Here is a 19,001-nt window from a genome sequence, read left to right as displayed (position 1 = left end):
GGAACGAGAAAAAGCCCCTCCCCTTGCGGGAGGGGTTGGGGAGGGGTATGGAGCAACCCAAAATGGCGTAGATTGCCACGCTGATAAATCAGCTCGCAATGACAGCACAAAAAGCCAACAATGCCAAGTGTGCCAAGCCAAGCAAATCCTGCTAAATATGCTACGCACACTGCGTTCTAGCCCCTATAAGCAAAGCCATATCTCAAACCTCAAAATCCATAGATTTCCCCTGCTAGAGGTGTTTGCCATAATGTTTTTGGACGAGGTGGAGCGACTAATCAAGCGCGGGATAAAGAGTGATTATGTCGTGCGCGAGGAAAACCGCACATTTCTCAAAGGCAAGCTACTCTTTGGCGAAAATCTTAAGCGCAATTTCGCGCACAAAGAGCGGTTTTTCACTGCAAGCGATGAGTTTATCGCTGACATCGCGCCAAATCGACTGCTTGTAAGCACGATTTTGTTTTTATCCGCGCAGGGCTTTAGTCCCCGCACGAGTGGGCGCATAAGCCAAGCGCGATTTATCTTTGCAGATATACCACCGAGCAAAAGTATCGACAAAGACTTCGCGCTGTGCCCTAACTCACGGCACTACAAGGACTATGAGCTGCTTTTGGCGTGGTGTGAGATTTTTTTACGGCGCAAAAGTTTTATGCCCTATCAAGGCGGGGATAAAGCCTTTGCGCTACTATTTGATATGAATAAGCTGTTTGAGAGCTTTGTGGCGTGGCATTTAAAAAGGGTGTGTGGTGGAAAATATGTGATAAGCGCGCAAGAATCGCGCAAATATTTGCTAGAAGTGGGCGGGGCGAGGAAATTCCAAATCAAGCCTGATATAGTGTGTAGAGAGGGCAATAGTAGGGATAATGTGGTGTTTATCGCGGATACGAAATGGAAGATTCTCGAATCTAGTGAATCGAATAATTATGGAATCGCACAAGGCGATTTATATCAAATGTTTGCGTATCTGGCGAAGTATGAGTGCGAAAATGGATTTTTGATTTACCCGCAGATTGGGGAAATTAAGGCTAGGGAAAATGAGGACACAAAAACACCGCAAGATTTTACACGCAAACATTTCACATACAAGGCAAAATCAAATCTGCCAAGTCAAAATCCGCACAAGCTAAAAATCTACTTTTTTAATCTCCACAATCCAAGCGAAGTAGCAAATGAAATTCTTGCGCAAATCAATGCTAAAACTTATGACTTATAATAAATCTAGTAGTGCTATAATTTGTCTAAAACCACTAAATAAAGGATAGCTATGAAAAGAGTAAATGCCTATATTGACGGGTATAATTTATATCACGCGGAAGTGAAACTAGAAGACAATAGGCTAAAGTGGGTAAACTTGCGTGCTTTGTGTCAGCACTTTTGTGATGATGGGGACATTTTGGATAAGGTGTATTATTTTACTTCTTATGCTAAGCATATAAAATATAGAAAAACACCCGAGCATATAATAAGACATAAAACTTATATTTATGATTTTTTAAAAGATTTTGGTGTGGAAGCTACTTTTGGATTTTTTAATACATTTGAGGGAAAAACGACAGAAAAACAAACGGATGTAAATTTGGCATTGCAGCTCTTTGAAGATGCAATTAACGATAAATATGACAAGGCGATTTTGCTAAGTGGAGATACGGACTTTATCCCTGCGATAGAGAGGGTCAATAAATTGGGCAAAGAGATTTTGCTACTTTTGCCACCCAAGCCATCCGAGCCACCCAAGCATAGTTGTTCTCCAAAATTTGACAAAGTCATAACAAATAAAGAATCTATCAAAAAAGATGATTTGGCTTCTCATCTATTGCCAGCAAAGAGTAAAAATAACAAAATGATGCCAAAGCAATATCTAAGTAGTATCCAAGCAAAAGAACAACCAGAGGAACTGACAAAAAACCTAAAATACAGTAGTTGGATTCCAAAAGAATTTCCACGATGTGAAAAATGTAAAGATTATTTGGACTATGAGCGGTATGAAAAAGTGAAGCCTAAGGATTAGAGTTTTTAAGTCTAAAAAGAGTCTTATGCCTAATGCTATGATTCACTCAAAAATTCACTTAAAAAGGATAGCGTGATGACTTATCCGCTTGAGCCATTTGAGAGCGTGAAACAAAACTATCTTTTTTGGCTACAAAAGTTTTTTATCCACAAAATGACTACGCTTTCAAATCGCCATATCCACGACAAAGAAGCATTTACCAAAAGCCTAGATTCTATCAAATCAGCGCAAAATCTAGGCGAGTTTGAGCGGGCGATAAAAAGTGCTAGGAATTGTGGAATGATAGGGCTAAACACCTATGCAAATCCGCTTTTTAAGCTGGGCGAATATCTAGCTAGTGCGGATTCTATTAGCTCGTTGCGTGAGATTGATGAGGTGTTTTTGAGTGAGTTTATCACTATTTCTACTGCAAGGCTTAGCAACGCCACCAAGCGCAATTTTCGCATAGTGCTGATAGGGTTTTTTGGATTTGTAGATAAGCACAATGAGGACGAAAATGGCAAATCTCATATCCTAAATATCGAGCTAAAAAGCCTCTCTGGCACGCGTGGCAAAAGCGGGCAAAAGCTACCGACTTTTCTAAAAGAGGAGGAGCTAGAGAAGTTTCTAAAGGCGATAGATGAAGCACCTATAAGCGCGGTAAGTGAGGGGGTGCAAGCTAGAGATAGGCTCATCGTAAAACTCATCGTCTATACAGGTATCCGTGTGAGTGAGGCGATAAACTTGGAGGTAAATAAGGTTTTGCCCGATGGCGAGATATATCTGCTAAACATTCAAGGCAAGGGCGACAAACAGCGCGTAGTGATGATAAAAAAAGCGCATATAGATAGCTTACTAAAAGAGTGGCTAGGCTACCGCGCTATCATAGAAAGCCAAAAGGCAACAAAAAAAGAAAAGATACAAGGGAATCTGCTTTTTTGCAACCAAAAAGGCAAGCCACTAAGTCAGCCATATATCTATGGTATCGTGCGAAATATGCTACTATATATAGGCATACGCAAAGAAAAAATGGGAGCGCACTTGCTAAGGCACTCATTTGCCACACTGCTATATCAAAAGCACAAAGATTTAGTCCTAGTCCAAGAAGCACTAGGACACGCAGACTTAAACACTAGCAGAATCTATACGCACTTTGATAAAGATAGGCTAAGAAAAGCAGCAAGCCTAATGGATAATCTTACGAAGTAAGCGCGGTTTGTGGCGAGGGTGTTTTATGTAGTAGTTTTTGTAAGTATGTTTTTTATGTGGGAGATTTATAGGTTTTTTGTGATAGTTATTGATAGCTATTTTGTGGCGGGTGTTTGTGAGGCTTTGGATTATGTTGTGGAGATTCTAGGAGGCTAAAGCATAAATCTAGCGAGTAAAAAATCTAAAAAACCTTGTAAGTGCTTGTGTGTACTTCACACACAAGCATAAAATCTAGCAAGCAAGTCCTAAATAAGCTTACCTAAACGAGCTTTCTACGACTTTTTTGTGGTCGATGATATATGGGATAAGTGCCATATGTCTAGCGCGTTTGATAGCGACTTCTACGCGCTCTTGCCATTTTTTGCTATTGCCTGTTAGTCGTCTTGGCATTATTTTGTAGCGTTCACTTAGTGTGTGCTTTAGCAAATCAATGTCTTTGTAGTCTACAAATTCAATTTTTGCTTCTGTGTATCGGCAGTATCTTCTTGAGTATCGTTTTCTTTCCATTGTGTTCTCCTTATTTTAGAATTGTATTTTAGAACGGTATATCATCATCATCAATGTCGATGCTTGGGATATTGTCCTGCTGGGGTTTGGGCTGTGGATTTTGGTAGTTTTTGTTTGATTGGTTGTAGTTGCTACCACCATAGTTTGCGTTATTTCCACCACTTGGGTTACTACCATAGGCGTTTGCGCCGTAGCTATCGCCACCATAGTTGTTTGCGTAGTTTGACTCCCTGCCATAGCCCTCATCATAGCTATCGCCACCATATCCACCGTTTGCGTTTTTGCTATCTAGCATTTTCATAGTTTCTGCGACAATAGAGTGCTTTGACCGTTTTTGTCCATTTTGGTCACTCCAAGTCTCATAGACCAATCTCCCCTCAATCAAAACCTTGCTACCTTTGCGTAGGTATTGACTTGCTACTTCTGCAGTGCGTCCAAATAGCTTCACATCTACAAAGCAAGTTTCATCAGCCTTTGTCCCATCTTGCTTTGTGTATGCTCTGTTGCTCGCTACACCTAGCGTGGCTAGCGCAGTAGAGGAGGGCAAATGTCGTAGCTCAACATCTCTAGTTAGATTGCCTACAATGATAATCTTGTTAAACATTTTGGCTTCCTTAGGGCTTCCTCACAAAACTAGCTTTCAGCAGAATCACTAGAGGATTCTTTGGATTCTCCCACAGATTCAGTAGCAGAATCTGTCGCAGAATCTAGCGTGCTAGATTTTTGTGCTAGGCTTTCTCCACCTCTGTCTTCGCTTCTATCTCTAGATTTTGGTGCTCCAAGTTTGATAGGCTCTACTTTTTTGTCCGCCCTATCTACGAGGGTTTGCCACGCTTTTTGCTCTTTTTTGCTCTCATACTTGATGACTATGAAGCGCAAAATGTCTTCATTTATGCGATATAGTCGCTCTAGCTCCAAAATAGATTTTGGCTCTGCTGTGAAATAAATCACAAAGTAGTATCCGCGTTTGTGCTTTTTGATTTCATAAGCGAGGTTACGCATTCCCATATCTAGGCAGGTTTGTATGCTACCACCATTTTTGGTAATCGCGTCTTTGTAGAAGTCGATTCTTTGCTTGATTTCTTCCTCGACAAGAGTAGGCTTTACGATAAACATCGTTTCGTAGTGTTTCATTGAAGTCTCCTTTTGGTTTTCGCCCTATGCTTTTTAAGTCCTAAAACCTCTAAAAATCCGCAAAAATCCAAGAAAATCATTAGACAAATCTAAAAAAATCTAGGGATTTTGCAGAATCTAAGCGCAATAGAGCAAGGAAAATAAAGTGCAAATTCTAGCGAATAAAATCTTGAATTTTGATTAAACTTTGCAAAGAAATGCTTTTTTTGCCCTGCATAAGTTCATTTCGCCATTTTCCAAGTAGCTTAAAAATCTCCAAATACCCCTCTTCAGAGCGCACTTGCAAGCATCTTCTCTTGTATTCATCGCTGATGAGATTTGGTGGGGCATATCCTAAAATCTCTTTTGGCTCAATCCTGCCATTTGCCCTAGCATACGCAAAAAATAAAAATAATTTATTAAAATACTCCTCCATATCACGCATTAGACCCATTTCATCAAGCCCACTCTCTAGCATTTTTTCTAGCACCAAAAAAGGCGACTTTTTGCTAAAAATGCGCTCTAGTAGCTCCTCTATCCCCACGCTTCCTAGTCCATAGCACAAAAAAGCAATATCCTCTCTTTTTACTTCGCCCTGTATTATGCTAAATTTGCTTAGCTCTGCGCAGGCTAGGGCAATGTCATTGTTTTGCATTTCAAGGAGGGTTTGTAAGTTTTGATTGTTTATAAAAACCCCAAGCGAGTTTGCCCTCTCACGCAAAAAATCTATACTTTCACGCGCATTTGGGGTAAAAAACCGCACATCTACCACGCCACTTAAGCCATTTGATTCTGTGTGTAGGCTTGTGGCAAACGCTTTGAAATCCCGCGCGTATTGTGCGCTAGGCTTATTTTCGGCTTGATAAAACTCAATAATAATCGCGCTATTTTCATTGCTTTTTAGTGCGCCCATTATTGCTTTTAGATGTTTAGAATCTAGCTTTTTATCAAGCTTTAGCACCACCACTTGAGCATCGCCAAAAAGACTGCTTTGGGTTAAAATATTCATCACAGAATCCAAACTATAATCCGCATAATAAAACACCTCTGGGATAACATTTAGCGCGTTTGTGATTTTTTTGGAATACACCTGTATCAAAAAATCACTCTCTCCATACAGCAGGGCAGCTTTTGGTGTGCGAGAAGCTAGATATGTATCAAAGTCTTTTTTATACATTTTTAAGCAAAGCCTTTATTTAGATTTTGGGTGTTTTTGTGTTTTGTATGCTCGCTTTGGTGGCGTTAGACGCATTAGCCGTGCCAAGCGATAAAATCTAGCAATAGCGATAGATTCTTTTGCCCCTATTTTGTAGTAAATATGCGCTAAATATTCTTTGGCAAAATCTAGTGAGATTCCCATTTGCCTAGCTCGCTCTAGTAGCCAAAAATGCGGAATCTTTACGCGTTTGGGATTAAATTTTGCGTTAAATCTGTTTGAAATTTGCTCATAAAATGTTGCGTATTTTTTCACACAGCAAAGCCTCCCAAAAACAAAAGGCAATCCCTGCTTGCTAAACCACGCTTCGCCCATATCTGTATATCCTTGCTCGCTTGTATATCCCTGCTTATAGTGCGAAATCTTTTTGTGAGAGTCTTTATAGTTTGCTTTAGATTTTGCCTTAGAAAAATCGCTCTGTGTTTTTTTGTTTTGGTATAGCCACAAAAGTGCTTTATCCCCGATAATCACTTCGCCTTTTAGCCCTAGTGCTTTGCTTAGGGTGTTTGAGGTGTCTGATTGGTAGTCGTTTTTGGGAGTGGAGTGCTTCACTAGCACACTCCATACCGCGCCTTTAGCGATGATTCCGCTTTTTGTGGCGTATTTGCCACATTGCTTATTATGAGAGCTAACCCCCGCAATAGAGGAGATAAACCCCGCATCAATGCGATTAAACAAAAAAGATTGGTTTAGCTTGGCAGGATAGGAGCTATGGGCAAAAAGGCTTTGCTTGAAGCGAGATGGGGTAGGGTAGGACTTGATAAACATATCAAAAGGCAGTAGATTGAGGTAGCAAATCTTGCCAAATCGCATTTTGATTTTCCTTAAGAAATGTGAATGTGGGATATTTAGATTTTTGTGCTTTTTGCAAAAAGCCACATTATAGCATTGAAATATATCTAAAAACAAAATCTATTTATTTGATTTTTTAGATTTGCCAAAATCTAGTGTAAATCCACCTATTCCCTATCATTCTGCCTTTATGCCATTTAGGAAAATCTCTAAAGAATTTTTGGCATAGACATTTGATAGATTTTCAAATCCCTGTGGCAAGACTTTTGTAGTCTGGACAAAAAAGTAAAAATTCACAATCCCAAGCAGTGCAATCGCACTAGAAGCGATGTCTATATCAGCCCTAAAAACACCCTGTTTTATGCCCTCTTGCAACGCCTCAAAGAAAAAACCACGCATTTTTGCCTGCCACTTTGCAATATCATCAAACATAAATGGCTTTGAGTTAATCACATTTTCGATAAAAAGTCGCCCTATGTAGGGCTTTTTTTGGTGTAGTTCGCTCATTTTGGTAGCGTAGTGGGCGATTCTCTCTAGTGGTGCAGTGGGTGAAGAGTCCAAAATCGCCTCCACAAAGCCAAAGCAGTGATAAAAACTCGCCCTATAAAGCCCTTCTTTGCTACCGAAATGATAGGAAATCGCGCTTAAATTTGCATTTGATTTTTGCGCGATTTGGCGCGTGGAGGTGGCATCATAGCCTTGAAGCGCAAAAAGCTCTAGCGCAGTATCTAAAATCGCTTCTTTGGTGGATTTATCTGCAGATTTGCTCTCATCTTTCATTTTTCGCCCCTTTTTATAGATTCGCCATTTTACAAATCGCATTATAGCATAATGCCTAACTTTGCTTTTTGTAGCTTACAATCGCCCAAAGGTTAAAGACAAGTGCAAAACCAACAAGTGCGCACAAATCCCACCACAAAAATGGCGAATCAAGCAAATTATCGCCTTTCAAAAATATCGCCCTTAGCGATTCGATGAAATAGCGCAAAGGATTTGCCAAAGTCAGCATTTGCGCCCAAAGTGGCATTGACTTTATGGAGGTAAAAAGCCCACTTAACAAAATCAAAATCAGTATGAAAAAATAGCTTACAAACATTGCTTGTTGCATTGTGTTTGAGTAGTTTGAGATGACTAGCCCAAGCCCTGTAACTACGAGGATATACACAAGCGCAAAGACAAAAATGCTACCATATCCGCCCCGTGAGGCAAAGCCATAGACGACAAAAGCGAGTAAAAAGCACACGCTTATCACCACGATTCCCATAATCCAATAAGGAATGACTTTTGAGATGATAAAAAGCGACTTTGGCAAGGGGCTTACATTGATTTGCTCAATATTGCCACTTTGCTTCTCCCCGATAATGTTAAACGCAGGGAGAAACCCGCACAAAAGCGTTAGCACCATAACGGTGAGTGCTGGAATCATATAAAGTTTGTAGTCTAGGTGTGGATTGTAAGCATAAAGGCTTAAAATTTCGAGGTTGCCTAGATTTGCAGTGTTTGAGAGATTCACATTTGTTGTATTTGTCGCGCTTGTCGTGCCAAAACCTTGCCAATTTAAAATCTTCGCATTTTTCTCCGCGCTAAATTCTGTGATGATATTGCTTAGATACCCCGCTCCTAGCGTGCCTTTGGTAGAGTTTATCGCATTTGCATATAGCGCGATAGACGCGCTTTGTGAGAGCATATTTGCTTCAAAGTCATTTGGGATTTCCACTATTATGTCGCATTTAGCGAGGTAAATGCACTCTTTGGCACTCTCAAATGAAAGCGCGTTTTGCACCACCTTAAAGTAATCCCCCGCTTCTATCTTTGCTATGAGTTCATTTGAAAGGGTTGATTTATCAAAATCTACTATTGAGAGATTGATATTTTTTATCTCCATATTTGCTACCCAAGGGATTACCAAAATCGCTACTATGGGGAATCCCACAAGCATTCTAGGCAAAAAGCTATTGCGAAAAAACTGCTTAAATTCTTTTTGCACTAAAAATCCTAAATCACTCTTTGCCCTACTAAGCGCGTCCAAAAACGCCACAAATATCGCTCTCATAATCGCACCTTGTAAGTTTTAAGGCTAATGCCTAAAACGATTGCTAGCATAGCGCATAAAATTACGCCCTCTTTTAGAATGTAGCTAAGCCCTAAGCCCTCAATCATTATTTTTTTCACACCCACTATGAACCACTTTGCAGGGATAATGTCGCTAAAATATTGCAAGATTTTTGGCATTGATTCCACAGGGAAAATCATACCGCTAAACATCATCACAGGCGTCATAAACAGCATAGCGCACACAAGCATTGCGACAACTTGAGTTTTTGCGAGGTTTGATACCATTAGTCCTATGCAAAGAGCTAAGAAAAGATAGAGCAAACAAAAAGCCATAAGTAGCGTTAGTGAGCCCATAATCGCCAAATCTAGCACAAATACGCACACAACAAGCACCAAAACCAAAATCCCAAATGAGAGTAAAAAATAAGGAATGAGCTTTGAGATAATCACAAGATAGGGCTTTAGTGGCGAAATGAGTAGCACTTCCATACTGCCTTGCTCTTTTTCACGCACGATAGAAATGCTAGTCATCATCGCACAAATAAGCATTAGCACAAGCCCTAATAGCCCGGGCACAAAGTTTGGAGCGGATTTGCCCTGCGGGTTAAAAAGCATTGTGCTAGATATGCTTAGATTTTGCCCTGAATCTAGATTCGGGATTTGTGCTATATCGTTTGCAAACGCGCTTTGGATAATGTTGCTTACAAAAATATTGATTGTGCTTGCGCGATTTGCATCACTTGCATCAAGGATAAGCTGCACTTGCGCGGGGCGCACACCACCATAGAGATTTACGCTAAAATCTGGCGGAAAAACAAGCAAAAAATCAATATCCCCGCTTACAAACGCGCGTGAGAAATCACTGCCAAAATCTTGTGCTATAAGGTTTTGGTGCAAGATGAAATGCGGATTTTGGCTTAAGTGAGAGATGATTTTTTGTGTGTTTGTGTCATTTGCAAAATCAAGTAGTGCAAAGCGCACATTGCGCACCTCGCTACTTAGAGCAAAGCCAAATAGCAAAATCTGCACCAAAGGCATAAGCACAAGAATCATAACCGTGCGAATATCACGGAAAATATGCAAAAACTCTTTTTTGATAAATGCCTTTGAAGCGAGAATGTTTGGGCGATTTAGGAAATTTTGCGTTTGATTTGCAATGCGATTTTTTAGATTCCTCATTTACTCGCCCCTTTTGGCAGTTTTTGCGAGGTGGAAAAACACCGCATTCATATCCTTAACGCGAAATTCTTTTTTGAGATTATTTGGCGTATCAAGTGCGCAAATCTTGCCATCTACCATAATGCTAACCCTATCGCAATACTCCGCTTCGTCCATATAATGCGTGGTTACAAAGATACAAGTCCCACTTTGTGCGACTTCGTATATGCGCTCCCAAAACTGCCGCCGTGTAAGCGGGTCTACGCCACCTGTTGGCTCATCCAAAAATATGACTTTTGGGCTATGAAAGTTTGCCACGCAAAAGGCGAGCTTTTGCTTCCACCCAAGCGGAAGTTCGCTCACCATCATATCGCGCTTATCGCTAAAATCTAATCTTGCTAAGTCCTCTTTCATCTTTGCTTCAATCTCGCCCTTACTCATTCCGTAGATTCGCCCAAAAAAGTAGATATTTTCCCAAACTTTGAGGTTTTCATAGAGTGCAAATTTTTGACTCATATAGCCAATAGAGCGTTTGATTTGCTCACTTTGTGTGGCTATGTCAAACCCCGCCACGCTTCCACTGCCAAGACTAGGCAAACTTAGTCCGCAAAGAATCTTCATAGCCGTAGTTTTCCCCGCGCCATTTGCACCCAAAAATCCAAAAATCTCGCCACCAAAAACTTCAAAGCTAATATCATCAACCGCGTTAAAATCCCCAAAAGTTTTGGTAAGATTTTGCACTTTTATGATGGGGCTAGATTTTTGCATTCACAAACTCCATAAAGCAATCCTCGATATTTGGGCTAATGCGCGTAATCTCTAAATCATCATAGCCTAATTTTTGCCGTAAAAATGCTTGCAAATACGCGCTAGATTTTTCACTAGATTTTGTGCCAAAATCCGAGTTAGATTCCAAACCAAAATCCGCGTTAGGATTTAGCCTTAAATGCAAACTCTCTCCAAACAAAAACGCGCTTTTGACTTGGGGTAGATTTCGCAAATTTGCTAAAAGCGCAAAGGGCAGATTTTTTAGCGCGAATAATTCCCCGCTAAAATCACGCACAATCTCACTTGGCGAGCCTATGCGGAAAATCTCGCCACCTGCCATTAACGCCACTCTATCGCAAAGCTGTGCTTCGTCCATATAGGGCGTGGATACGATAATAGACATTTGGCTTTTTAAAGTTCGCAAAATCTCCCAAAACTCCGCACGACTAAGCGCATCTACGCCCGTGCTAGGCTCATCAAGCAGCAAGATTTTGGGCTTATGGATTAGCGCACAACAAAGGGCGAGTTTTTGCTTCATTCCACCAGAGAGCGCACCTGCACGGCGGGTTTTAAAGGGCTTTAATGCACGATAGATGGGCTCAATAAGTGCGTAGTTTGTCTCTAACTCTACATTAAAAATATTGGCAAAAAAGTGCAAGTTTTCCTCCACACTCAAATCGCTATAAAGGCTAAACACCGCAGGCATATAGCCCAAATGTGCGCGAATAAGCGCGAAATCACGCACAAAATCCCTCCCTAAAATTTCGCACTCCCCTTTGTCGGCTAATAAAAGCGTGGCTAGGATTCTAATAAGCGTGGTTTTTCCCGCGCCATCTGCGCCGATAAGCCCAAAGATTTCATTGCACTTCACTTCAAATGTGGCGTTTTTTAGCGCGTGGATTGCATTAGATTTTTCGCCGTAAGATTTGCTTAAATCTTTCGCTTGCAAAATCACTTCGCTACTTTTGCTATTCATTTTTGTGCCTTTAATTTTCTTTATATTTAGACTAGATTCACGAATCACGAATCTAGAATCTATTTCAATTTTACTTGCCCATAAGAGCCGATTTTGATGAGTTTTTCGCCATTTGCGTTTTTGTTTTGCACTTCGATTTTGACAGCATATACGACATTTTCGCGCTCATCTTTTGTCATAATCGTTTTTGGGGTAAATTCTGCCTTTGGCGAAATCCATATAATTTTGCCCTCATACTCGCTAAATCCCTTGCCAAAATCCACAAACACAGCCACCTTTTGCCCCAAAGCGATTTTGCTCATATCTGCGTTTGTGAAGTAAGCCTTTAGTCTCAGTGAATCAATATTTGCGATTTTATAAAGGGGCTTATTTGGCAGGGCGAGCTCGCCTAGCTTGGCGTATTTTTCTAGCACCACGCCACTTATGGGAGCTTTTATGTCGCTTTTTGCAAGGCTATCACGCACAATCTCTAGCTCTTTTTGCAAAATCTGCTCTTGCAAATGTGCATCATCATAGCTCTTTTTTGTCCCCGCATTTGCCTGATATAGTCGCTCTAAGCGCGTGGATTCGCTTTTGGCGTTTTGGAGCTGTAAGGCGAGTTTTGCCTCATTTAGCTGCATTTGGGTAGAATCGATGCGCACACTGCTTTGCCCAAGTGCAAGTTCGCTTCCCTCTATTGCGCTAAATTCGATGATTTTTCCGCTTAGCTCCGCGCTTACTAGCACTTCATCAGCTTCAAAAATCCCCATCGCATCAAAGTCGTTGTTGTTTCCACACGCACTAAAAAGCACACTTACTATACATATCGCAAATGCTTTTTTTAGAATGTTCATTGTCGCTCCTTTGTCATTTATTGATTTTGTTGATTTTGCCAAAGATTTAGGCTTTGATAAATCTCATAGATTTGTTTTAATAGCTCGATTTCATCGTAATTATTTTGGAGTTTGAGCGTGTTTAGCGCGTTTATTTCGCTTAAAAAATCATTCACACTTAGCACGCCGTTTTGTAGCTTTGCTTGTGCGGATTTGGTGAGATTTTCTTGCAGGGCGATGATTTGCGCGTCTTTATGGATTTTATCTTGCAAATTGTTTGCGCGTTTGATTTGGCTTTTTAGCGAAATTCTCATATTTAGCAAAAATTCCTCTTTTTTGGCGTCATTTTGCAAAATCTGCATTCTGCGCAATTCGCTTTGCTGATGAAGCGAATAAAGATTGCCAAAGTCCCAATTTAGCCTTATCCCAGCGATATAGTAGCTATTAAATCCGCTTTTTAGGATATTTAGCGCGGGGTTGCCATATCCTGCTTGGAAAAACGCATCAATATAGGGCAAAAACCGCGCAGTTTCGGCATTTTTGCTTATTGTGATTTCATTTGTTTTTAGCGTGAAAACGCGCATTTCAGGGCGCGATTCAAAACTTGCACTTTCTACTTCAAGTGATTGTAAGTAGTCAAGCGATTGGCGCGGTGTTTGTAGCTCTATGTCTTGCTCTAATCCCACTAGCTCTTTTAGTGTGCTTAGGGCTATTTCGCGCTCATTTGTGAGATTTGCTAAGGTGTTTTGGGTTTGCAAAATCTCAATCTTTAGCTTATCAATATCGCTTTTATTTGCCACGCCATTGGCATATCTAGCTTGTAAGGTGGCTAGATTTTTGCCTAGCTCTTTTGCGTGAATCTCACTTTGATTGATTTGTCGTTCTAGCAAAAGTGCCGCAAAATAGGCGTTTATCACGCTAGTTTGCACGGCGTAAAGCGCGGATTCTAGCTCGGCTTGTTGTGTGCTGTATTTTGCCTTTGTGAGTGAGCGATTTGCCCACAGATTTCCCGCGTCAAAGAGTGGTTGAGAGATTTCTATATTTGCGTTGTATTGGTCTTTGCTTAGGGGTTTGTAGTTGAGATTCCCACCAGAAAGGTTATTTAGCGTTTGGCTAGAAAATGGCAGAGTGGTTACATCGCTTTGATAAGTGGCTTTTGCGCCTAGCTTTAGTCGCGGGATATAGCTCATATTGAGCTTTACGAGCTCTAAGTCCTGCGCTTTTTGGAGCAAATCTTTATTTTTATGCAGTGGATAATGCTCCCTTGCTTTTATAAGCGCGGATTCAAGTGTGAGTGGCTCGGCATTTAGGTGCAAAGCCACAAGCGCAAGGATTAGGATTTGTCTCATTGTCGCTCCGTGTTTGGTAATGTTTGTGCTGAAATACTAGCAAAGAAATCTAAAAAAGTCAAACGATTGTTTGAAAATGTAAAAGTTAGAAATATTTAAAAATCCTAGAATTTATAGCTTTTGTGGTTGTATTTTTGCTTGATTTTCCGTTATTTTTTCACATATTGCTAATCTTTGCATAAGAAAATCTAAGTAAATATACTAAGTAAAGTTTATAGTAATACACTCATATTTTGATATTTTTAGCAATCTTTTTGCTTAAATGCTAATTTTATTTACTTTTTTTGGCTAATATTCTCATCGCTAAAGATAAATCACTTTAGTCTTTAGCTTTTATAGCTTTTGCAAGTTTTTGAAACTTTCAGCTTTTTTAAATATTGTAAGGATTAGCAAATGCAAAAAAAAGAGTTTTTGCTTAATGAGATGATTAAGCATTATATCAAGTGCCAAGAGCCTATCGGCTCGGAGACTCTAAAAGTCGCGCTTGGTGTAAATATCTCTTCTGCTACGATTCGCAATTATTTTAAGATTTTGGGGCAAGAGGGCGTAATCGTGCAAACCCATATCAGCTCTGGGCGAGTGCCGACAGCCTACGCGCTAAAAAACTATTGGCGCAATGTGCTTAGCCCCAAAGATTTAAACCCCACACTAGATTCTGCCAAGCTAGAATCTAGCTGTAAGTTTTTCGCGCTATCTTGCGTCATAAAGCCACACTTTAGTCAAAAGCTCTTAAAAGTCATTGAGCTAGAGGAAGCAGATACGCTACTACTTTGCTTTAGCAAAGATAGGGTTGCTATTCCGCTTGTGGCAAATATGTCGCGCTTTTGCAAGGAATTGCTTGGAATGTCTATTGAGGATATTATCAAAATCGCTAAGGAAGTCTGCGCTACTAGCTTATATAGTGCGCTTTGCAATCTGCAAAGCACGCCGAAGTTTTTTGGGCTAGAGTTTTTGGGCGAGCTATTTAGCACACAGCCACAAACCGCACTTGAAATCCTTAGTGGCGAGATGTTTTCCAAACTTGAAAATACTATGTTTTTCCCTGACAAAAGCGAATATATGGTGCTAGCACATAGTGCGACTTATACTAGAAATGGCGAGGATAGCCAAGCAAAAATGCTATGTGTAGGCAAAATCACGCAAGACTATGAGGGCTTTTATGAAGCACTAGAAGCAAGCGCGTGAGACAAGTAGAAATCACAAAAAAAGAATAAAAAGATTTATCCCAACACAAAGGAGTAAAAATGAGCCAAGATTCTATGCAATCTAGCGATTTGGATTCTACACTAGAATCTAAAAGCGCGGATTTTAGTGATTGCGCACAAGAGGAGCTAATAAACCAATCAAGTGTGCAATCACAAGAAGCACAAGAAACACAAGAAGCTAGAGAAACTGCAAAATCACAATCTAGCACAGATTTAGAAGATTCTAGTGCGGATTTAAGCCAAAGTGATTCTAGCGGGCAGGGCGACTCTAGCGACATAGACACGCTAAAGTCCCAACTAAGCGAATGGAAAGACAAATATGTTCGCGCTCACGCGGATTTTGAAAATGTCAAAAAACGACTAGAGCGGGATAAAAATCAAGCTATAGAATACGCCTATGAAAAAATTGCCAAAGACTTGCTCACTATCATAGATACGCTTGATAGGGCAAAAGAAGCGGCAAAAGAGCATAGTGCGATTTTGGAGGGAATCAATCTCACACAAGATAATCTTTTGAAAGCCTTGCAAAAGCACGGTATAGAGGAGATTAGCACAAGTGGCGAGTTTGACCCCAATTTGCACGAGTGCATTATGCAGGTGCAAAATGAGGGACTAAAAGATGGCGACATAGCCCAAGTTTTGCAAAAGGGCTATGTCTACAAAGAAAGGACTTTGCGACCAGCTATGGTAGCAATAGTCAAAAACTAAAAACCAACACACAAAAACCAACACAAAGGATAACAAATGGCAAAAGTAATTGGAATAGACTTAGGAACGACAAACTCCGCGATGGCGGTATATGAAGGCACAGAGGCAAAAATCATTGCCAACAAAGAGGGCAAAAACACCACTCCCTCCATCGTGGCATTCACAGATAAGGGCGAGATTCTCGTAGGCGAGCCAGCCAAAAGGCAAGCCGTTACCAATCCTCAAAAGACGATTTACTCCATTAAGCGCATTATGGGGCTTATGCTAAATGAGGATAAGGCAAAAGAAGCACAAAAGCGACTTCCGTATAAAATCGTGGATAGAAATGGCGCGTGTGCGGTAGAAATTGCGGATAAAACCTACACACCTCAAGAGATTAGCGCGAAGATTCTTATGAAAATCAAAGAGGACGCGGAAAGCTACTTGGGCGAGAGCGTGAGTGAGGCGGTTATCACCGTGCCAGCGTATTTCAACGATTCTCAACGCAAGGCCACCAAAGAAGCAGGCACGATAGCAGGGCTAAATGTGCTTAGAATCATAAACGAGCCTACTTCAGCCGCGCTTGCCTATGGGCTAGATAAAAAAGAGAGCGAAAAAATAATGGTGTATGACTTGGGTGGCGGGACATTTGATGTAACCGTGCTAGAAACGGGCGATAATGTCGTAGAAGTGCTTGCCACAGGCGGAGATGCGTTTTTGGGAGGCGATGACTTTGATAACCGCATAATCGATTGGGCGGCGGGTGAATTTAAAGATGAAAGCGGGATTGATATAAAAAGCGATGTAATGGCGTTGCAACGGCTAAAAGACGCCGCAGAAAATGCCAAAAAAGAGCTTAGCAGTGCGCAAGAAACTGAAATCAATTTACCATTTATCACTGCTGATGCAAGCGGTCCTAAGCACTTTGTCAAAAAGCTCACTAGAGCGAAGTTTGAAAGCCTTATTGATGATTTAATCGATGAGACAATCACTAAGATTGATTCTGTGATTAAAGATGCGGGGCTTAGCAAAGGCGATATTAGCGAAGTGGTAATGGTGGGCGGAAGCACGAGAATCCCAAAAGTCCAAGAGCGCGTAAAAGACTTCATCGGCAAAGAACTCAACAAATCTGTAAATCCCGATGAAGTCGTGGCTGTGGGCGCAGCGATACAAGGTGGTGTGCTAAAGGGCGATGTCAAAGATGTGCTTTTACTTGATGTAACGCCACTATCGCTTGGGATTGAGACGCTTGGTGGTGTGATGACGCGTGTAATCGATAGAGGTGCGACAATCCCCACCAAAAAAACCCAGACTTTCTCTACCGCAGAGGATAATCAGCCAGCCGTAACTATTCGCGTGCTTCAAGGCGAGCGCGAGCTAGCCAAAGACAATAAATTGCTAGGAAACTTCGACTTACAAGGAATCCCAGCTGCACCGCGTGGTGTGCCACAAATAGAGGTAACATTTGACATAGATGCAAATGGAATCTTAACCGTGAGCGCAAAAGACAAAGCAAGTGGCAAATCTCAAGAAGTCAAAATCACAGGCTCTAGCGGGCTAAGCGATAGCGAAATCGAAAAAATGGTAAAAGATGCCGAGCTACACAAAGAGGAGGACGCTAAGCGAAAAGGTGCGATAGAATCGCGCAATATGGCAGATTCGCTAGTCTATCAAACAGAAAAAACACTCCAAGAAATGAAAGACAAACTAGAAGCTAGCGATGTCGAAAAGATAAACTCTGCGCTCGAAGAGCTAAAAACCACGCTAAAAGATGAAAACGCCACAAAAGAGCAAATCGATGAAAAGGTAAAAACACTCACAGAAGCAAGCCACAAACTTGCCGAAGCTATGTATGCCAAAGACCAAAACGCGCAAGGTGGGGCAAATGCGGGCAACACAAGCGGTGGCAAAAAAGGCAAAGATGATGATGTCATAGATGCCGAAGTGGAGTAGGCTTAAAGCAGAGTAGGGGGGAAATCTAGGGGGAGATTTTTTGGAGGGGAAATTTAGAGGGAAGCCAAAAAATAGAGCCAACAAATATAGTGTAGAAGTGGAGAAAATGGAAGTGAGAGGAAACTAAACCACCTACACAAGCACGATAAAATCCACAGCAAAGAAATCATAATAAACACTGCTACGCGTTTATCTACAAAACATTTATCCGCAAATCCTCTATAAAAATCTACCACTTTTTTGCTTCAAGTGATAAAAGGCGATTCATAAGGAAACCAAAATGCAAGATTTAGAAAAACAAGATTTAATAAAAATAGAAGTGCTAAAGAGTGCCAAAAACATAGCGATTTTGGGGCTTAGCCCTGATGAGTGCAAAGCAAGTAATGCGGTGGCAAAATATTTATTAGCACAAGGCTACAATGTCATTCCTATCTACCCAAAGATTCCACCAAATGGCGAGATTTTGGGCAAAAAGGCTTATCCAAATTTACAAGAAGCATTTTGCCAAAATGCCAAAATTGACATTCTTAATATTTTTCGCAAAAGTGAAGCACTAGAAGAAATCGCACAAGAAATCATTACGCTAGAGAATAAACCAAAATGCGTGTGGGTGCAGCTAGGCTTAAGCAATGCGCGTGCAAAAGAGATTCTAACAAACGCAAAAATCATTTACGAGGAAAATAGCTGCATAAAGATAGAGCACAAGAGGCTACTTAGCTAAATCGCGACAATCCACTGCCATATCGACTTTTTTAATTGTCGTGTTGTTACCCATTTGCCATATTGTCTTGTCGCTCATTTTCTGTTGTCATATTTAAGCGACAGCAAAATATCTCAATGAATTATATGAGATTGCAAAAAGCATAGAAAAAGGCATAGATTTGCAAAATCTATTTGGAATCTTTCTTTTAGATACTTCAGGCTATGCCTTAAGTATGACAAAAAAACTAAAATTAAAAAAAATTGTAATTTGTCATATTGAGGTTTCACAAAAAACCGAAATATATCTACTTGATTTTGCATTGTTTGCAGAATCTTTTGAGATATTTTTTTAGATACTTCGGTTTGTGCCAAACCTAAGTATGACAAGCGGAGTTTGGTTGAGATACTTCGGGCTATGCTTAAGTATGACAAACTAATTTGGTTTGCTATTTCAAAATCCCCCTCCCTTAGAGTAAGTGTGTTTGACTTTTTAAAAGCCCCCTCCCTCTGCG

At 40.7% G+C, this 19,001-nt stretch carries 19 protein-coding genes and 1 pseudogene; 7 read left to right on the top strand and 13 right to left on the bottom strand.

The features are described 5' to 3' along the window. From CQA40_RS10030 to CQA40_RS10020, 3 genes are all read left to right on the top strand, one after another. On the top strand, positions 1-1,213 hold a 1,213-nt coding region (locus CQA40_RS10030), incomplete at its 5' end, for an McrC family protein (protein WP_115520702.1). A gap of 51 nt (positions 1,214-1,264) precedes the next feature. After that, positions 1,265-2,008, top strand: a complete 744-nt coding sequence (locus CQA40_RS10025) for an NYN domain-containing protein (protein WP_115520701.1) — start codon at positions 1,265-1,267, stop codon at positions 2,006-2,008. 75 nt (positions 2,009-2,083) lie between these two features. Continuing rightward, complete coding sequence (locus CQA40_RS10020; RefSeq protein ID WP_115520700.1) at positions 2,084-3,196, top strand: tyrosine-type recombinase/integrase; 1,113 nt, start codon at positions 2,084-2,086, stop codon at positions 3,194-3,196. A 255-nt stretch (positions 3,197-3,451) separates the two neighbouring features. Here CQA40_RS10020 and rpsR read toward each other — a convergent pair whose 3' ends face one another. The 12 genes and pseudogenes from rpsR to CQA40_RS09960 all read right to left on the bottom strand — a co-directional run bounded on the left by rpsR (position 3,452) and on the right by CQA40_RS09960 (position 13,942). Next, the gene (gene rpsR / locus CQA40_RS10015) at positions 3,452-3,703 is read right to left on the bottom strand and encodes a 30S ribosomal protein S18 (RefSeq protein ID WP_115520699.1); all 252 of its coding nucleotides are present in this window, start codon (positions 3,701-3,703) and stop codon (positions 3,452-3,454) included. Between the two features lie 28 nt (positions 3,704-3,731). Beyond that, entirely contained in the window at positions 3,732-4,307 is a 576-nt protein-coding gene (locus tag CQA40_RS10010; RefSeq protein ID WP_115520698.1) for a single-stranded DNA-binding protein, read from the bottom strand. A 194-nt stretch (positions 4,308-4,501) separates the two neighbouring features. Then, positions 4,502-4,837: pseudogene (rpsF, locus tag CQA40_RS10005) on the bottom strand (30S ribosomal protein S6); the annotation flags it as partial. Between the two features lie 154 nt (positions 4,838-4,991). Beyond that, positions 4,992-5,993: a DNA polymerase III subunit delta gene (gene holA, locus CQA40_RS10000; protein WP_115520696.1), complete on the bottom strand. Its 1,002-nt coding sequence runs from the start codon at positions 5,991-5,993 to the stop codon at positions 4,992-4,994. Positions 5,994-6,008: 15 nt separating this feature from the next. Beyond that, positions 6,009-6,845, bottom strand: a complete 837-nt coding sequence (locus CQA40_RS09995; protein WP_115520695.1) for an MqnA/MqnD/SBP family protein — start codon at positions 6,843-6,845, stop codon at positions 6,009-6,011. Between the two features lie 156 nt (positions 6,846-7,001). Then, positions 7,002-7,604: a TetR/AcrR family transcriptional regulator gene (locus tag CQA40_RS09990; RefSeq protein ID WP_181882921.1), complete on the bottom strand. Its 603-nt coding sequence runs from the start codon at positions 7,602-7,604 to the stop codon at positions 7,002-7,004. Positions 7,605-7,659: 55 nt separating this feature from the next. Next, complete coding sequence (locus CQA40_RS09985) at positions 7,660-8,877, bottom strand: ABC transporter permease (protein ID WP_115520693.1); 1,218 nt, start codon at positions 8,875-8,877, stop codon at positions 7,660-7,662. Beyond that, the gene (locus CQA40_RS09980; protein ID WP_115520692.1) at positions 8,874-10,058 is read right to left on the bottom strand and encodes an ABC transporter permease; all 1,185 of its coding nucleotides are present in this window, start codon (positions 10,056-10,058) and stop codon (positions 8,874-8,876) included. Before CQA40_RS09980 ends, CQA40_RS09985 begins: the two co-directional genes overlap by 4 nt. Then, on the bottom strand, positions 10,059-10,805 hold the full coding sequence (locus tag CQA40_RS09975) for an ABC transporter ATP-binding protein (protein ID WP_115520691.1): 747 nt from the start codon (positions 10,803-10,805) through the stop codon (positions 10,059-10,061). Further along, entirely contained in the window at positions 10,792-11,781 is a 990-nt protein-coding gene (locus CQA40_RS09970) for an ABC transporter ATP-binding protein (RefSeq protein WP_115520690.1), read from the bottom strand. Before CQA40_RS09970 ends, CQA40_RS09975 begins: the two co-directional genes overlap by 14 nt. Before the next feature lie 59 nt (positions 11,782-11,840). Continuing rightward, entirely contained in the window at positions 11,841-12,614 is a 774-nt protein-coding gene (locus CQA40_RS09965; protein ID WP_115520689.1) for an efflux RND transporter periplasmic adaptor subunit, read from the bottom strand. A 17-nt stretch (positions 12,615-12,631) separates the two neighbouring features. Next, positions 12,632-13,942, bottom strand: a complete 1,311-nt coding sequence (locus CQA40_RS09960; RefSeq protein WP_115520688.1) for a TolC family protein — start codon at positions 13,940-13,942, stop codon at positions 12,632-12,634. A gap of 393 nt (positions 13,943-14,335) precedes the next feature. On the opposite strand from CQA40_RS09960, the gene CQA40_RS09955 reads away from it, so the two are divergent. The 4 genes from CQA40_RS09955 to CQA40_RS09940 all read left to right on the top strand — a co-directional run bounded on the left by CQA40_RS09955 (position 14,336) and on the right by CQA40_RS09940 (position 18,508). Then, the gene (locus CQA40_RS09955; RefSeq protein ID WP_115520687.1) at positions 14,336-15,127 is read left to right on the top strand and encodes a hypothetical protein; all 792 of its coding nucleotides are present in this window, start codon (positions 14,336-14,338) and stop codon (positions 15,125-15,127) included. 59 nt (positions 15,128-15,186) lie between these two features. Continuing rightward, the gene (grpE, locus tag CQA40_RS09950; protein WP_309544455.1) at positions 15,187-15,855 is read left to right on the top strand and encodes a nucleotide exchange factor GrpE; all 669 of its coding nucleotides are present in this window, start codon (positions 15,187-15,189) and stop codon (positions 15,853-15,855) included. 36 nt (positions 15,856-15,891) lie between these two features. Further along, the gene (gene dnaK, locus CQA40_RS09945) at positions 15,892-17,787 is read left to right on the top strand and encodes a molecular chaperone DnaK (protein ID WP_115520686.1); all 1,896 of its coding nucleotides are present in this window, start codon (positions 15,892-15,894) and stop codon (positions 17,785-17,787) included. 280 nt (positions 17,788-18,067) lie between these two features. Continuing rightward, entirely contained in the window at positions 18,068-18,508 is a 441-nt protein-coding gene (locus CQA40_RS09940) for a CoA-binding protein (RefSeq protein WP_115520685.1), read from the top strand. 113 nt (positions 18,509-18,621) lie between these two features. Here CQA40_RS09940 and CQA40_RS11450 read toward each other — a convergent pair. Beyond that, the coding region (locus CQA40_RS11450) for a hypothetical protein (protein WP_220271917.1) at positions 18,622-19,001 on the bottom strand (380 nt) is incomplete at its 5' end.

This window comes from Helicobacter sp. MIT 01-3238 (assembly GCF_003364135.1).
Lineage (GTDB): Bacteria > Campylobacterota > Campylobacteria > Campylobacterales > Helicobacteraceae > Helicobacter_B.
The sequence above is the reverse complement of the archived record's forward strand: the minus strand, read 5'-3'. Positions and strand labels throughout refer to the sequence as shown.

What these genes read in the sequence shown, in the direction of transcription:
- CQA40_RS10020 (WP_115520700.1), top strand. Translation starts at nt 2,084, where the DNA reads ATGACTTATCCGCTTGAGCCATTTGAGAGCGTGAAACAAAACTATCTT.
- grpE (WP_309544455.1), top strand. Translation starts at nt 15,187, where the DNA reads ATGAGCCAAGATTCTATGCAATCTAGCGATTTGGATTCTACACTAGAA.
- CQA40_RS10010 (WP_115520698.1), bottom strand. Translation starts at nt 4,307, where the DNA reads ATGTTTAACAAGATTATCATTGTAGGCAATCTAACTAGAGATGTTGAG.
- CQA40_RS09990 (WP_181882921.1), bottom strand. Translation starts at nt 7,604, where the DNA reads ATGAAAGATGAGAGCAAATCTGCAGATAAATCCACCAAAGAAGCGATT.
- CQA40_RS09940 (WP_115520685.1), top strand. Translation starts at nt 18,068, where the DNA reads ATGCAAGATTTAGAAAAACAAGATTTAATAAAAATAGAAGTGCTAAAG.
- holA (WP_115520696.1), bottom strand. Translation starts at nt 5,993, where the DNA reads ATGTATAAAAAAGACTTTGATACATATCTAGCTTCTCGCACACCAAAA.
- CQA40_RS09955 (WP_115520687.1), top strand. Translation starts at nt 14,336, where the DNA reads ATGCAAAAAAAAGAGTTTTTGCTTAATGAGATGATTAAGCATTATATC.
- CQA40_RS09975 (WP_115520691.1), bottom strand. Translation starts at nt 10,805, where the DNA reads ATGCAAAAATCTAGCCCCATCATAAAAGTGCAAAATCTTACCAAAACT.
- CQA40_RS09980 (WP_115520692.1), bottom strand. Translation starts at nt 10,058, where the DNA reads ATGAGGAATCTAAAAAATCGCATTGCAAATCAAACGCAAAATTTCCTA.
- CQA40_RS09995 (WP_115520695.1), bottom strand. Translation starts at nt 6,845, where the DNA reads ATGCGATTTGGCAAGATTTGCTACCTCAATCTACTGCCTTTTGATATG.
- CQA40_RS09960 (WP_115520688.1), bottom strand. Translation starts at nt 13,942, where the DNA reads ATGAGACAAATCCTAATCCTTGCGCTTGTGGCTTTGCACCTAAATGCC.
- rpsR (WP_115520699.1), bottom strand. Translation starts at nt 3,703, where the DNA reads ATGGAAAGAAAACGATACTCAAGAAGATACTGCCGATACACAGAAGCA.
- dnaK (WP_115520686.1), top strand. Translation starts at nt 15,892, where the DNA reads ATGGCAAAAGTAATTGGAATAGACTTAGGAACGACAAACTCCGCGATG.
- CQA40_RS10025 (WP_115520701.1), top strand. Translation starts at nt 1,265, where the DNA reads ATGAAAAGAGTAAATGCCTATATTGACGGGTATAATTTATATCACGCG.
- CQA40_RS09985 (WP_115520693.1), bottom strand. Translation starts at nt 8,877, where the DNA reads ATGAGAGCGATATTTGTGGCGTTTTTGGACGCGCTTAGTAGGGCAAAG.
- CQA40_RS09970 (WP_115520690.1), bottom strand. Translation starts at nt 11,781, where the DNA reads ATGAATAGCAAAAGTAGCGAAGTGATTTTGCAAGCGAAAGATTTAAGC.
- CQA40_RS09965 (WP_115520689.1), bottom strand. Translation starts at nt 12,614, where the DNA reads ATGAACATTCTAAAAAAAGCATTTGCGATATGTATAGTAAGTGTGCTT.